Here is a 13,824-nt window from a genome sequence, read left to right as displayed (position 1 = left end):
GTCGCAGCACTAGCCGCTCAGCAGCGCTGCCACGTCCTTCGCGCCGGCTGTCCGTGCGAACGCAATCAGTTCCGCTCGCGTCGGCGCCGTCGCGGGGCCGCGCCGCGTGACCGCGTACGCCGCCGCCGCGTTGGCCGTCCGCACCGCGGCCACCGGGGCCACGCCCTCGCTCAACAGGGCGAGGAACGCGCCCACATGGGCGTCGCCTGCCCCGTTGCTGTCCACGGCGTCCACCGGAAACCCCGGCACGTGCACGGGGGCGGAGCCGTCGGGCGGGGCCAGCCAGCAGCCGTCCTTGTCCGCGCGCACCAGCACCCCGGCGCCCGGCGCCAGCCGCTCGCGCAGCACCGACGCAGCCGTGCCGGGGTCGTCGTGGCCCGACATCAGCCGCGCCTCGCGCGCGTTCGCGCTGAGCCAGTTCGTCCGCGCGAGGACCGGTTTCAGCACCGCCGCCGGGATGTCCGCCACCAGCGGCGCGGGATCCAAAGAGAGCGTGACGTCCGGCGGCAGGCCCGTCGCGAAGGAGGACAGCAGGGGGCCGTTCACCGGCATCACCAGACCGTAGCCGGACAGCTGCACCAGGTCCCGGGCGCGCACCTCCGCCGCGATGGCCGCCACGTCCGCGGCGGTCATCCCGGCTTCGACGCCGAAGCTCGTCACGAACGTCCGCTCACCGCCCGCGTCCACCAGGGCCACGGTGAAGCCGGTGTCGCCGTCCGTACGGGCCGGCAGCAGGGCCCGTACGCCCTCGGAGGCGAGCGCCGCACGGACCAGGTCGCCGTACGGGCCGGTGCCGTGCAGCCCCGCGAACACGGTGCGCGCGCCGAGCCGTCCGGCCGCGACGAGCGTGTTGAAACCGCCGCCCGCCGTCACCTCCGTCCGCGTGCCGATGACGTCGCCGCCGCGCTCGGGCAGCGCGGGCACCTCGATCACCAGGTCGGCGATGACGTTGCCCGCCAGGATCACCCGTCCGCTCACCGGTTCGCGCCTTCCACCTCGGACACGGGCGCGGGACGGCCGCCGAACACGGTGTACAGCAGTGCGCCCACGGCCAGGGAGATCGCCCAGCCGAGCCCGTTCGTGCCGAGCCAGGTGTGGGCCCACGGGCCCGCGAACCACACGTCGTCCGCGCTCGTCGACGCCTCCGTGAACAGCAGCCCCATCACGATGGCCACGGTCCAGGCCAGCACCGCGGGGATACGGAAACCGCCGGTGTACCAGTAGCGGCTCGTACGGGACGTGTCCATCAGAGCGGCGGAGTCGTACCTGCGGCCCCGTGCGGAGTCGACCAGGGAGACGCCGACCCAGGCCGAGATCGGCACCGCGAGCAGGGTGAGGAACGTCGAGAACGGTCCGTAGAAGTCCTCCGCGATCAGCATGAAGTAGATGCCGCCGAGGAACATCAGCACGACGTCGAGGGTCACCGCCCAGTGCCTGGGAACCCGCAGCCCCAGCGTGAGCATCGTCAGGCCCGCCGAGTACGTCGACAGGTGGTTCGACATCAGCAGCCCTCCGAAGGCCGCGATGAGATAGGGCACGGCCATCCACGACGGCAGCATGCCGTTGATCGCGGCGACCGGGTCGCTCGCACTCGCCAGTGTCTCGTCGCCCGCGGAGAGCAGCGAGCCCAGCGAGATCAGCAGCACCAGCGGGATGCCGGCGCCGAACGCTGAGGCCGTCACCAGCCGGCCCGCGGGGATCTTCCGGGGCAGGTAGCGGGCGTAGTCCGCGCCCGCGTTCGCCCAGCCGATGCCCGTACCCGCGGCGATGAAGCCGATACCGGCGACGACGCTGCTCACGGGGCCCGCGTCCACGCCGAGAACCTTGTCCCAGTCGACGGTGGCGACGAGGAAGCCCATCACGATCAGGTTCAGCACACCGAACACGATCGTGGCCCACTTGTTGATCCACATGATCGTGGCGTGGCCGAGGCCGCTGATCAGCAGGGTGCACCCGATGAAGATCAGCAGGGAGATGACCGCCAGCACCGTGTTCTGGTGCCAGCCGAAGATCCACTGGAAGAGCGCGAGCAGCGCGTACGCCGCGGTGGTCGTCGAGATCGTCTCCCAGCCGATCCGGCTCAGCCAGCTGATCAGCGTCGGCCCGGCGTTGCCCCGCTGCCCGAACACCGCGCGGGACAGGGTCAGCGCGGGCGCGCCGCCCTTCTTGCCCGCCAGGCTGAGGACGCCCACCAGCGCGAACGAACCCACCGAGCCGATCACGGCGACAAGGATCGCCTGCCAGATGTTCAGGCCGCGGAACGCGACGAGGGTCGCGCCGAGCGGGAGTCCCAGAATGGAGATGTTGGCGGCGAACCAGGTCCAGAACATCTGGATGGCCTGGCCGTGCCTCTCCTCGTCGGGGACCGGCTCGATGCCACGGGCCTCGATCGCTCCGACCTGGTCGTTGACGCCTTCTGCCGTGTTGGTGCCGACTTGATCGTTCGTCGCCGAAGCGGTCATGACGGAACCTCCTTGCCTCATACGGAGGGGACGAGTGCTGCGCCGGCGGCGCAGGGGTGCGCGCGGTCAGCGCAGCGCGAGCAGGCGCTCCGTAAGGGGCTCGAGCTCAAGTTCGTTGACGGTGCGGAGTGTGTCGACGGCGTCTGCGGGCAGCGCCGTGAGCCCGGCCACGGACCCTGCCACCGCACCGGCGATCGCGGCGATCGTGTCGCTGTCGCCACCGAGGTTCGCCGCGAGCAGACAGCTGCGCCACGGGTCGCCGCCGGCGACGGAGAGGACCGCGAACGCCGCCGGTACGGACTCCTGGCTGGCCACGCTCGTACCGACGAGCGAGCTCACCAGTTCCAGTGCCTCCGCCTCGGGGACCCCCTTGACCAGCGCGGACGCCCACGCGATCCGCGACGCGATGTCCGCGCCCGCGATCCAGTGGCCCCGTTCCGCGCCGGCCCTCGCCGCCTCGATCGCGGCGGCCACGGCGTCCTCCAGGGTGCCACCATCGACACCGGTGCTGACGGCGGCCGCGACGGCCGCCGCCCCCGCGATGCCGACGGTGGTGTCGTGCGTCACTTGGCACGACTCCACGACCCGGTCGAGGAACGCGTCGGCGGGCTCGGTACGGAAGGCGATTCCGACGGGCGTGACCCGCATGGCCGCCCCGTTGGTGGTGCCGTACTTTCCGGCCTCTTCGGGCGGCACGCCGCGCGCCACCGCGTCCAGGGCGGCCTTCGTCGAGGGACCGAGGAGGTCGAAGGAACCCTTCGCCTTCATCTCCTTCTCCCAGTCGAGCAGTTCGTGCGCGAGCCGCAGCGGGTCGATGTGCCCGCCGCCCTCCGCGATGAGCCGACCGACGATCACGGCCTGTTCGGTGTCGTCGGTGACGGACCCCGCGGGCATCCCGCCGCTGACCGGATTGCCGGGCCCGGCCGGCGCGAAGCCGGTGAGGGTGCCGTACGCCCGTACGACGTCGCGGCGGGACATGACCTGGGTGGGCATGCCGAGCGCGTCGCCCATGGCGAGGCCGTAGAACGCGCCGAGGGCGCGGTCGAGGGTGGTGTTGTCGATGGTCACCGGCGATCTCCTCGCCCCGAGTGGACGTGCAGTTGGAACCTGGAGGGGTCGAGAAGGCTCGTCACCTGTTCGACGACGGATTCGTCGGCGGCCCGGTACACCTGGGCCAGATGCAGGAAGGACTCGCCGGGGGAGCGGTGCAGGGTTGCCGCCTGGGCCTCGTCGAGGCCGCGGACGGAGACCTGGCCGTCACCGGACTCGGTGATCCGGCCCGCGGCCAGCAGGGTCTTGTTGAGCGATCCGTCGGTGAGCCCGGTCCGAGGCAGGTCGGCGAGCGCCCCCACGGCGGGGACGCGGCTGAGCTCCAGCGAGACACCCCGGCCGTCCGGTAGCCGCCGCACCCGGTCGAGCGCGACGAACCTGTCCGACTCCGTCCCGAGCTCCGCCGCCAGCGCGGGGTCGCCGACGGTCTCGAACCGCAGCACCTCGGTGACCAGCTCGGCCGCGCCTCCCGCAAGGGAACGCGTCCAGCCGAGCCGGTTGTCCAGGGGCATACCGTCGAAGGTGACGAACGAACCGATGCCGGGGTGCGTCGCGATGAGTCCCTCGTCACCGAGCACCTGGAGCGCCTGCCGAAGTGTCGTACGGCTGACCCCGAACCGCTTGGTGAGCGCGTGCTCTCCGGGCAACCGCTCGCCGGTGCTGTGCAAGCCGGCTCTGATCTCGTCGGCCAGAACGCGGGCGATGCGATGGTGCTTGTGAACCTGTCCAGGCATGTCCAGGAGGGTAGTGGACATGCCTGGACAGGTCTATAGCTCGGGGGAAACTGTTCCGGCGGTGACGTTGCCCCTCTGCTGTCAGCGCAGGTCGAGTCGCATCAGTACCCGGGGATGACCCGCCAGCACCGAGGTGGTGTCGGCAGCGTGGCTGAACCCGGCGCGTTCGAAGTTCTTCCGGATACCGGCGTACGCCATCGTGATGTCGACCTTGGCGTCACCGTTGTCGAGGGGGTACGCCTCGATGGCCGGGGCGCCGTGGTCGCGGGCGAAGTCCACCGCGCCGGCGATGAGGGCGTGCGAGACCCCTTGCTTCCGGTGACCGGGGCGCACGCGAATGCACCACAGCGACCAGACCGGCAGGTCGTCCACGTGCGGGATCTTCCGGTTGCGCGCGAAGGAAGTGGCCGACCGGGGTGCCACGGCGGCCCAGCCGACCGGCTCGTCACCGTCGTAGGCGATCACTCCCGGAGCGGGTTCGCCACGGCACAGCTCGGCGACGTACTCGCCGCGGTCCGGCCCGCGAAGCTCGTTGTTGAGCTTGGACGGGATCCGGTAACTCAGGCACCAGCAGACGTTGGCCCCAGGAGACTTCGGGCCGACCACAGCACGGACATCCTCGAAGACCGAAGCCGGGCGAACGTCGATGGGCATGGCTCCACGATGTCACGGCCCCTGTGACCTGGTTGAACTCCAGGGTGCCGTCCAAGTCGATCCCGACGCGGACCCTGCTGTCCTCGTACATGCTCTGAGCGGCCGTGAACCCGCCGCCCGACTGACCGGCCATGCCGACCCTGCGCAGATCGAGTACGTCCGACAGCTGGTGCCTCCTGGTAGGCATGCGTGTATGTGCCCGACCAGTCCACCGTGCCCGACGGGATGCGGATCAGCTCGCGGTACGGCAGCGACGGCATCCATGGATCGGGCCGGGTACGGTCCACCAGCCGCAGCGGAACCTGGCCGATGGTGAACGGTCCGGTCGGCTCCGGCAGGCGCAGGCGCTTGGCGGAGCGCCCGGCCGATCGGGCCCGTGCGGCGGCAGGCGTACCCGCAAGCGGCAACATCGCCAGGGCAGTTGCTGTCACGAACTCACGCCGGCGGAGAGAAAAGGAAGGCATACCGCCCATCCTGGCCAGGCCTCGTCGCGGCGTCACTCGTGACATCCCCAGCAGCCGTGGTTCGGATCTCCCCATCCTGATGGTCATGGGTGTTCACGCTCGCTGGGGTGATCGGAACGTCTCGGATTCGGCCGGAAAGGGGATGGGCGCGAACGGGCCGTCGCCCTGCCCTACGGGTGCGGGGTCGCCCTGGAGGCGGGACAGCTCGCCCGCGCAGCGTTGCAGGGCCACTTCCAGAATCTCGGGCATGGTCAGGGTGCCGGTGCCGTCCGGCGGGACGAGCCAGCGCAGCGCACCCCAGCGGCAGTGCGGCGCGGGAGCGGCGATCCACGTTCCCCTGCCGAGAAGGCGCAGGCCGGTGCCGATCCACACTGCATGCGGCTCCGGCGGCAGGAGGAAGCCCACGTGACGGCGTCGGGCGTCCAGCAGACAGGGGCCGGGATTGAGCAGCGGCAACTCGTCCAGGAGGTCGGCGACGCGCAGTCCGAGTTCTTCCGGCACGACCAGCACGTCCCAGAACCGTCCGGCGGCAAGCAGCGTGACCCCGGTACTGCCGTTCTGCCACTCCTCCTTGCATGCGCGGGGGTCCTCCGACGCCGCGGCCAGCCACTCCATTGACCTCGTCCACTGCGCGAATGCCATCAATGCCTCCTTGTAGTGCGCCGATGTCCGAGACGGGCCATTGCATGGCCCGTCCGGTTCCTCACAGGGATCAAGTACTGCCCGGCGGGGGGTTGTTCGGGGGTGACAGAGGGGATCGTTGGGTTGTCGGGCTGGTTCAGAGACGTGGATAACCGGTGGATGCCCCAGTGCATCGGGTGCCAGGTGCCGCGCACAGACGGCCGGGGCCCAATTCCCCGTATGGGGCGAGCGCCCGCGCGTCAAACCAGCAGATATATGCGTACGTGCGCCCCCGGGTGGGCGGAGTGGAACGGAAGCCGGCGCCGCTCGTGGTCTGCGGCTGTATCATTTCGGATGCATGTTCGATATGACGAAACCTGGACGTTACGTTGACCGGTTTCCTGCGCCTTTAGGGTGGTGCATGTGGCGCAATGGTTCGAGTCGTTTCAGAGTCCGGCCGCGGTGGAGGCGAACGGACACGGCGGTGTGCCTGCGCGGGGCGTGGGTGCGCCGTCCCCACTGGGTGCGCTGCGCTCGGCGGCGGCCCGGATCGGTACGACGCTGGACGAGGGCACCACGTACGCGGAACTGACCCGGGAGGTCGCCGGGCAGGTGGGGGTCGCGGCGGCGGTCCTGCCTGTGCGGGGCGGGGCAGGCTCGGAGTACGAGGCCGTCTGCGGGAATCCGGCGGTGCTGCCCGGCGTCGAGTGGGCGGCGGCCGTGGCGCGGGATACGGCGGGACTGGGGGAGAACGGGGTCGTGCAAGCGGCGACCGGCGCTTCCGGGCCCGCGCTGTGCGTGCCGCTCGCCGTCAATGAGCACTGCTACGGCGTGTTGGTGTGCGCCCGCGAGGGGGCGCCGTTCACGCACGCCGAGGAGGAGCTGGTGGCGTTCCTTGCCGAGCGGGCTTCCTCGAACATCCGACACGCTCGGGAGTACGACGCGCTGAGCGGCATCGTCGGCAGGCTGCAACGGGCCCTGCTCGCCGAACCCGGCCGGCCGCACCCGAACCTGGATGTCGCCATCCGCTATCTGCCCGTCGGGCAGCGGGCCCTGGTCGGCGGTGACTGGTGCGAGACCGTCCGGCTGCACTTCGGCCGTACGCTCCTCGTCGTCGGCGATGTCATGGGCCACGGCCTGGAGGCCGCCGTCGATATGGCGGCCTACCGCTCCACCCTGCGGTACATCGCCTCTGCGGACCTGCCTCCGCATCGCGTGCTGCGCCAGCTCGACGACATCGCCTCCCGGGAGCCGGACCGCCGCCCGGCCACCTGCCTCATCGCGCGCGTGGATCCGGTCCGGGGGCTGGTGACCGTGGCCAGTGCCGGCCATCTGCCACCGGCCGTAATCGACGGGAGCGGCCGGGTTGCCCTGCTTCCGGTGCCGGTCGGCCCACCCCTGGGCACCGGCCTCGGCGGCTACCAGCCGGCGACCTACCGACTGGATCCCGCCCAGGCGCTGATGCTGTTCACGGACGGGCTCGTGGAGCGCCGCGGCGAGGACATCGACGAGTCCCTGGACCGGCTGGCAGGTCTGAACTTCTCGGCCGCCGCAGGTGTCGAGGACGTCCTCGACACGGTGCTCGCCCGCCTCGACGCCCGGAATGCCGAGGACGATGTCGCGGTACTGGCCGCTCGCCTCCAGGACCGCTCCGCGCTCGCACCCGACATGCAGCGCTGAGCCGCGCGAGAAGGCAGACCGTGCGACACCTGCGGCGTCGCCCCCTCGCTCAGTGGCCGTAGGGCGGCTCGAAACAGCCGGTCTCCGGGTACGGGCCGTTGGTCTCCACCTCGTAGTTGGACTTCTGCACGAAGGCGGTGACGCAGGCGTCGGCGTGAACGCGCAGGCCGACGAGGGCACCCTCGGGGGTGACGTAGCCGCCGTTTTCGTAGCGCGAGAACATTTCCCGGACGGTGAGCGTTCCGCCGAGCCGCTTGCCGTCCTGCGTCACGCGTTCCTCCTCATAGCCGAGCCGGAGCAGCGCCGCTCGCACCGTCGTGGGGTCCCACTTCCCCTGCTCCCACAGCCGCTTGAGCACCGCCCTGATGCGCTCGGCCTCCCGCCCGGCGTCCTTCGCGTGGGCGGCGGACATGTCGCCCGAGCGGCGGTAGGCGTTGTTCTCGTTGTGGTGCGGGGCGCCGTCGCCGGCCCCCGGCTCCACGTACGGGGAGGCTCCGGCGGCATGGGACGAGGCGCTGGGCGTGCCTCCGGCCGTTGAGTCCGCGGCGCGCAGCTCACCGCAGGCGGTGAGGGTCAGCGCGGCTGCCAGGACGAGGCCGGCACCGGCAAGAGGCGTACGACGGGCGGACGTTGAGGTGGGCATGGGGCGATTCTGCCCTCGGCGATGGTGAACGAGCGCGCGGACACCGGCACTTCTATGGGTCACCTCCGGTCCGCCGGCCGCTCGGCCCGTTCGTCGCTCCGGGGCGGGCGGCTCACGGCAAGGCCCAGAGCCATCGCCGTGTACGCGCACACCACAGTGAGACCGGCCCACCACGGAAGCGGGAAGTATCCGGCAGAGGGCGCGTGGTGGGCGACGACCTGCGGATACTCGAAGCGATGACCTAGGCAGGCGAGTTGATCAGCGCGGAGCCCGACGGGTTGCGTTCCAGGGCCGGTTGGCGCGGTCGGGCTGGACCGGCAATTCCGGCAGTGGGGCAGGGGCGAGTAGCCCGGCCTCGGTCCCGGGCCTCGGGGCAGGCGGAGCTGACGGCCCGCCACTCCAGCCCAGGGGCCCCGTTGTCGACGGGTGGGCCGAATGGGCCCTATGACCCCGGATGGCAGCTCCGATGAGCGCGTTGGGAGATATCGGATTAGCCTCCGAATTGAGCGCTAAGTGGATCTTTTGATGGCGCGCTCTACCGGATCCAAGGAGGAAAAATGCGCAAGCTTCAGAAGGCCGCTGTCGCGGCCGCCATTATTGGTAGCTTCAGCTTCATAGCCACCGGCACCGCCACCGCCCAGAGCGCGTACGGCATGCATGGCGGCGGAGGTTGCAAGTCCCACGACTTGAATGTCGACGTCCTCGGCCAGGTCGGGCTGCTCAACGGCCTGCTGGGCAATGCCATCAACGGCGAGGGCAACGCGGGCGGGCAACACAACCACGTCGGCTCCAGCTGCGGCCACGGCGGCTGAGCAGCAGCGAATCCGTCACGTAGCTCACCGAAATGGATCTCGGCGCCGGGCCACAACAGGCCCGGCGCCGGGCCTTGTTTCCGATGTACTCAGCTGTACTCAGCCCCGGCTTCCGTTCGGCTCGCGGGTGAAGTCGTTCCACGTGTTCGTGCGGGCCACGTCAGCCCGGGGCGGGCAGCGGTCTCGTTGTCCCCCTTGCTCCGTCGACTACCGTCGTAGTCGCCTCGACGAGGCCCCGGTCGGCCGACCGCCCCCCGCCCGAGCATCGACAGGAGCTTCCTGTGACGTACGACGTAGCCGCTCTTCGTACGCAGTTCCCGGCCCTGAGCGCCGGGTTCGCGTATTTCGACGGGCCAGGCGGCACACAGACCCCGCGCCCTGTCATCCAGGCCATAGCCGATGCGCTGGGGCAGCCGCTGTCGAACCGGGGCGGTGCCACGCCGGGGGAGCGCAATGCCGAGACCATCGTCTCCGAGAGCCGCCTGGCCATGGCGGACCTCCTGGGCGCGGAACCGTCCGGGACAGTCTTCGGCCGCAGCGCCACACAGCTCACCTACGATTTCTCCCGCACCCTCGCCAAGACGTGGTCGCCCGGCGACGAGGTGATCGTCACCCGCCTGGACCACGACTCCAACATCCGCCCGTGGATCCAGGCCGCCGAGCAGGTGGGCGCCACTGTTCGGTGGGCCGACTTCGATCCCGCGACCGGCGAGCTGACCGTCGACGACATCCGCGCCGTGCTCTCCGAGCGGACCCGGCTCGTCGCTGTCACCGCCGCTTCCAACCTGATCGGCACACGACCCGCGATCGCCGCGATCTCCCGTACGGTGCACGAGGCCGGGGCGCTCCTCTACGTCGACGGCGTGCACCACACCGCCCACTCCCTGGTCGACGTCGGGCAGCTCGGCGCGGACTTCTACGTCTGCTCCCCGTACAAGTTCCTCGGCCCGCACCACGGCGTCCTCGCCGCCCGGCCGGAGCTGCTGGAGAGCCTGGACCCGGACAAGCTGCTGCCCTCCACGGACGTGGTCCCGGAACGCTTCGAACTCGGCACGCTGCCCTACGAGTTCCTCGCGGGCACACGCGCCGCGGTCGACTTCCTCGCCGGCCTCGACGCCGGCGCCGCGGGTACCCGCCGCCAGCGGCTGGCCGCAGCGTCGGCGGCGCTGGAAGAGCACGAGGACAACCTGCGGGCGCGGATCGACAAGGGACTGTCCGCCCTGGAGCAGGTCACGGTGCACTCCCGGGCCGCCGACCGCACCCCCACCCTGCTGATGACCTTCGAGGGGCACAGCACGACGGACGCGTACCGCTTTCTGGCCGAACGCGGTGTCCAGGCGCCCTCCGGATCCTTCTACGCCCTCGAAGCGTCCCGTCGGCTCGGCCTCGGAGACACCGGCGGCCTCCGCGTCGGCCTGGCGCCCTACAACAACACGGACGACGTCGACCGGCTCCTGGAGGGCCTGTCGGACTTCCTCCGGTTCCAGGGTGGGGCGCGGTAACGACGATCACCGAGTTCGCCCTCGGCAGGGCATGTCGTACCTCGCGTCATCGCCGCCCACCGAACTCCCACGAGGTAACGGTTACCACCGGTCCGGCCACCGGGGAAGTCCCACATGGTGCGCCACGGAGCCGGGTCGGTCACGGTGGTAACAGAAGAACTCCATGGCCATCGACCCTGTCCCACACGCAGAAGGATCTCAACAGGCTTTACGCCCGCGATGCCCGACCGAGTGGCCGTGCCGGGCTCTTCCGTCCAAGCGCCGTCGACTTTTGTCCATGGAAGGATCCGCCCGCCAGGGGTGAGGGTCGACCCATGAGTGAATTCCGGGTCGGGGACGAGGACTTCAGGGTGCCCGAACCGCGACGGACGCCGAGTGGGCTTGTCGCGCTGGCCCTCGGCGGTTTCGGCATAGGTCTGACCGAGTTCCTCATCGCCGGGCTGCTGCCGCAGGTGGCGTCGAGTTTCGCGGTGTCCGAGGCGGCGGCGGGCCGGCTGATCTCCGGGTACGCGCTGAGTGTCGCGATCGGCGCGATCGTGCTGACCGCGGCGACGGCGCGGCTGCCCCGCAAGTTGGTCCTGGTCGGTCTGGTGGCGCTGTTCGTGATCGGCAACCTGTTGTCCGCTCTCGCCCCGAGCTATCCGGTGATGCTGCTCGGACGGATCGTCGCGGCGTTGTGCCACGGCTCGTTCTTCGGGATCGGCTCGCTGGTCGCCCGCAGTCTGGTCGCGCCTGAGAAGAAGTCCCGCGCGGTGGCGGTCATGTTCGCCGGGCTGACGCTCGCGAACGTGCTGGGCGTGCCGTTCGGCGCGCTGGTCGGTGAGCGCTGGGGCTGGAGAGCGGCCTTCTGGGCGGTCACCGGAATCGGCGTGCTCGCGCTGGCGGGAATCGTCGCCCTCGTCCCCGGCCGGCCGGGCGAGACACAGCCGGGGACGACAGGCCGCCCGACCCCGGTATCGTCCGGCGACTTGCGGACCCAGTTCCGTGCGTTCCGCTCCTGGCAGGTCTGGCTGACCCTGGCGGCCACCGCACTCAGCTATGGCGGCATGTTCGGCGCGTTCACCTACATCGCCTACACGTTCACCGAGGTCGGCGGCTTCTCCCCGGCGGATGTCTCCTGGTTGCTGATGGTGTACGGCGTCGGCCTGGTCGTCGGGAACCTGATCGGCGGGCGCGCGGCCGACCGTGACCGTGACCGGGCCCTGGTACTCGCCCTGCTCGCACTCACCATCACCCTGGCCGTGTTCGGTCTGCTGGCCACCAGCGCCGTCGCGTCGGTGATTCTGGTGTTTCTGATGGGGCTGTCCGGGTTCGCCGGCGTGCCCGGCATGATCACGCGCGTCACCGACTACGCCCACGGGGCGGCACTGGCCGCGAGCGCCAACGTCTCCGCATCCAACGTCGGCAACGCCCTTGGCGCATGGCTCGGGGGACTGGCCATCACCGCGGGCTTCGGCTACACCGCGCCGCTCTACGTCGGCGCCGGTATCGTCCTGGTCTCCGTCATCGTCATGGCCGTTGCTGCACACCAGGCGTCCACTCACGTGCCGAACCAGGACTCCGTCACGCCTGACCGGAGGAACGGGCCCCGGGAACCACTCCGGCCCTAGACTCGGGCCATGGACAGGACCGACCGCGCCAGCCGGGTGATCGCGGCACCGCAGGCGACTGTCTACGGTGCCCTCCTCGACCGGGAGTCCCTTGAGGCCTGGTTGCCTCCGGACGGTATGCGCGGGCGGGTGGAGCGGTGGGACCCCCGGCCCGGTGGTGGGTTCCGGATGGTCCTCACCTACCTCGACGCCACCGACAGCCCGGGCAAGACATCGGATGCGACGGATGTCGTCGACATCGGGTTCGCCGAGCTGGTGCCACCGGAGCGGGTGGTGCAGCGGGCGGTGTTCGAGTCCAACGATCCGTCCTACGCGGGCACCATGACGATGACCTGGCACTGCGCCGCCGTCGATGACGGGACCGAGGTGACCGTGACCGCCACGGGCGTACCACCCGGCATCGACCAAGCGGTACACGAGGTCGGGATCGCCTCCTCGCTGGCCAACCTGGCGTCGTACGTCGAAGGGGAAGCGGCCGGCTGACTGTTACCGGTCCTCGCCGTCGTCACGTGGGCTGCGAGACGTGCTGTGATCCGGTACGAACACTCGGGTGACCAGCTCCCTGCGGCTGCGTACGCCGGTCTTGGCGAAGATCGACTTCAGGTGCCCCTGGACGGTGTGCGGTGAGATGAACAAGCGCGTCGCGATCTCGCCCGTCCCGCAGCCCTGGAGGACCAGGTCGACCAGCTCGCGCTCCCTGGCGGTGAGGCCGTAGGCCGCGGACAGCAGCGGTGCGACGGACGGGGCGGTGGCGGACTGAAGGATGACGGCGATCCTGCCCGGGGCACCGCCCGACACTGGTGAGGCGTGCACCTCGACCCAGACACCGGACTCACCGCGGACCCGCACGCTCGCGTCGCCCGCTCCACCGCGGGCATGCTCGGCGACCGTGAGGAGCGCGTACGGAAGCGGGTCCTCGATCGGCGTGCCACGAAATCCGAGTTCGCCGAGCCAGTGGCTGGCCGGGCCGGTCGCCGACTCGACCTGCCGGTTCTCGTCGAACAGCAGCAGCCCGGGCCAGAGCCCCACGGCACTGCTCCTGCTCCTGGCCCGTACCACCGCGCCCCGGAAGCCACCGCCCAACAGCGAGGCGAGATCGTGGGCGAAAGCCTGCTCGTCCTCGGTGAAATCGGCCGGGGCCTCGCGGAAGAACGCGAAGTTGCCCCAGCAGGCGCCGTCCACGACACAGGACGTGCGCAGTTCGCCGATGACGTTGTTCGGGCGCAGCAGTTCGCGATAGCGCACGCTCTGCTCGGGACGGCCGCCGGTGGCTGCACTGAGGACACCGCTGTGGTGACCGGAACGCGCGAGCGCGACGAACGAGTTGAAGTCGTCGGGCAGGTAGGCGAGCGCGGCGACCTCGGCGTCCGGAGCGTTCGGCATGTCCTCCAGAAAGAAGCCCGTCTCGATGAGTGTCGCCGGATCCATGGTGTGCCAGCAGGCCGCGTCGTGCGGCAGCGCCTTGGCGAGCAGCGCGGACGCCTCGTCCAGGAACGTCGCCAGGTCGACTTGTGCGGCGGTGAGCCGTGCCACCCGCTCGTAGGCGCGTGCCCGGGTGCTGTGGTTCACATCGTCCATCGTGGCACGAACAG

At 70.5% G+C, this 13,824-nt stretch carries 13 protein-coding genes; 5 read left to right on the top strand and 8 right to left on the bottom strand.

Translation table 11 applies throughout. The features are described 5' to 3' along the window. Nucleotides 1–9: 9 nt before the first annotated feature. The 6 genes from KCH87_RS02750 to KCH87_RS02725 all read right to left on the bottom strand — a co-directional run bounded on the left by KCH87_RS02750 (nt 10) and on the right by KCH87_RS02725 (nt 6,006). On the bottom strand, nt 10–978 hold the full coding sequence (locus KCH87_RS02750) for a PfkB family carbohydrate kinase (protein ID WP_210583727.1): 969 nt from the start codon (nt 976–978) through the stop codon (nt 10–12). After that, nucleotides 975–2,462: a cytosine permease gene (locus KCH87_RS02745; protein WP_210583725.1), complete on the bottom strand. Its 1,488-nt coding sequence runs from the start codon at nt 2,460–2,462 to the stop codon at nt 975–977. Before KCH87_RS02745 ends, KCH87_RS02750 begins: the two co-directional genes overlap by 4 nt. Before the next feature lie 66 nt (nt 2,463–2,528). Next, nucleotides 2,529–3,530, bottom strand: a complete 1,002-nt coding sequence (locus KCH87_RS02740; RefSeq protein WP_210583723.1) for an ADP-ribosylglycohydrolase family protein — start codon at nt 3,528–3,530, stop codon at nt 2,529–2,531. Next, complete coding sequence (locus KCH87_RS02735) at nt 3,527–4,246, bottom strand: GntR family transcriptional regulator (RefSeq protein WP_210583721.1); 720 nt, start codon at nt 4,244–4,246, stop codon at nt 3,527–3,529. The genes KCH87_RS02740 and KCH87_RS02735 overlap by 4 nt, the downstream gene beginning before the upstream one ends. Nucleotides 4,247–4,327: 81 nt before the next feature. Continuing rightward, the gene (locus KCH87_RS02730; protein WP_210583719.1) at nt 4,328–4,900 is read right to left on the bottom strand and encodes a GNAT family N-acetyltransferase; all 573 of its coding nucleotides are present in this window, start codon (nt 4,898–4,900) and stop codon (nt 4,328–4,330) included. A 557-nt stretch (nt 4,901–5,457) separates the two neighbouring features. After that, on the bottom strand, nt 5,458–6,006 hold the full coding sequence (locus tag KCH87_RS02725; RefSeq protein ID WP_247195562.1) for a hypothetical protein: 549 nt from the start codon (nt 6,004–6,006) through the stop codon (nt 5,458–5,460). A gap of 402 nt (nt 6,007–6,408) precedes the next feature. Between KCH87_RS02725 and KCH87_RS02720 the strand changes: the two genes are divergently transcribed. Next, nucleotides 6,409–7,665 carry a SpoIIE family protein phosphatase gene (locus KCH87_RS02720; protein ID WP_308298732.1) on the top strand — a complete coding sequence of 419 codons (1,257 nt, stop codon included), beginning with the start codon at nt 6,409–6,411 and terminating at the stop codon, nt 7,663–7,665. 49 nt (nt 7,666–7,714) lie between these two features. On the opposite strand, the gene KCH87_RS02715 is transcribed toward KCH87_RS02720, so the two are convergent. Further along, on the bottom strand, nt 7,715–8,308 hold the full coding sequence (locus KCH87_RS02715) for a hypothetical protein (RefSeq protein ID WP_210583717.1): 594 nt from the start codon (nt 8,306–8,308) through the stop codon (nt 7,715–7,717). A gap of 557 nt (nt 8,309–8,865) precedes the next feature. Between KCH87_RS02715 and KCH87_RS02710 the strand changes: the two genes are divergently transcribed. The 4 genes from KCH87_RS02710 to KCH87_RS02695 all read left to right on the top strand — a co-directional run bounded on the left by KCH87_RS02710 (nt 8,866) and on the right by KCH87_RS02695 (nt 12,715). After that, nucleotides 8,866–9,120: a hypothetical protein gene (locus tag KCH87_RS02710; protein WP_210583716.1), complete on the top strand. Its 255-nt coding sequence runs from the start codon at nt 8,866–8,868 to the stop codon at nt 9,118–9,120. A gap of 281 nt (nt 9,121–9,401) precedes the next feature. Continuing rightward, the gene (locus KCH87_RS02705; RefSeq protein ID WP_210583715.1) at nt 9,402–10,622 is read left to right on the top strand and encodes a cysteine desulfurase-like protein; all 1,221 of its coding nucleotides are present in this window, start codon (nt 9,402–9,404) and stop codon (nt 10,620–10,622) included. Between the two features lie 314 nt (nt 10,623–10,936). Beyond that, on the top strand, nt 10,937–12,232 hold the full coding sequence (locus KCH87_RS02700) for an MFS transporter (protein ID WP_210583714.1): 1,296 nt from the start codon (nt 10,937–10,939) through the stop codon (nt 12,230–12,232). Nucleotides 12,233–12,241: 9 nt separating this feature from the next. Further along, on the top strand, nt 12,242–12,715 hold the full coding sequence (locus KCH87_RS02695) for an SRPBCC family protein (protein ID WP_210583713.1): 474 nt from the start codon (nt 12,242–12,244) through the stop codon (nt 12,713–12,715). A 3-nt stretch (nt 12,716–12,718) separates the two neighbouring features. Here KCH87_RS02695 and KCH87_RS02690 read toward each other — a convergent pair whose 3' ends face one another. Continuing rightward, on the bottom strand, nt 12,719–13,801 hold the full coding sequence (locus KCH87_RS02690; RefSeq protein WP_210583712.1) for a helix-turn-helix transcriptional regulator: 1,083 nt from the start codon (nt 13,799–13,801) through the stop codon (nt 12,719–12,721). Nucleotides 13,802–13,824 lie beyond the last annotated feature (23 nt).

Source organism: Streptomyces sp. GESEQ-35, assembly GCF_017948485.1.
GTDB lineage: Bacteria > Actinomycetota > Actinomycetes > Streptomycetales > Streptomycetaceae > Streptomyces.
This window is presented reverse-complemented; position numbering and strand designations above follow the sequence as displayed.

Bases quoted from the DNA above. Each gene is read 5' to 3' on its own strand.
- KCH87_RS02710 (WP_210583716.1), top strand. From the start codon at position 8,866: ATGCGCAAGCTTCAGAAGGCCGCTGTCGCGGCCGCCATTATTGGTAGC.
- KCH87_RS02745 (WP_210583725.1), bottom strand. From the start codon at position 2,462: ATGACCGCTTCGGCGACGAACGATCAAGTCGGCACCAACACGGCAGAA.
- KCH87_RS02695 (WP_210583713.1), top strand. From the start codon at position 12,242: ATGGACAGGACCGACCGCGCCAGCCGGGTGATCGCGGCACCGCAGGCG.
- KCH87_RS02735 (WP_210583721.1), bottom strand. From the start codon at position 4,246: ATGCCTGGACAGGTTCACAAGCACCATCGCATCGCCCGCGTTCTGGCC.
- KCH87_RS02730 (WP_210583719.1), bottom strand. From the start codon at position 4,900: ATGCCCATCGACGTTCGCCCGGCTTCGGTCTTCGAGGATGTCCGTGCT.
- KCH87_RS02700 (WP_210583714.1), top strand. From the start codon at position 10,937: ATGAGTGAATTCCGGGTCGGGGACGAGGACTTCAGGGTGCCCGAACCG.
- KCH87_RS02715 (WP_210583717.1), bottom strand. From the start codon at position 8,308: ATGCCCACCTCAACGTCCGCCCGTCGTACGCCTCTTGCCGGTGCCGGC.
- KCH87_RS02725 (WP_247195562.1), bottom strand. From the start codon at position 6,006: ATGGCATTCGCGCAGTGGACGAGGTCAATGGAGTGGCTGGCCGCGGCG.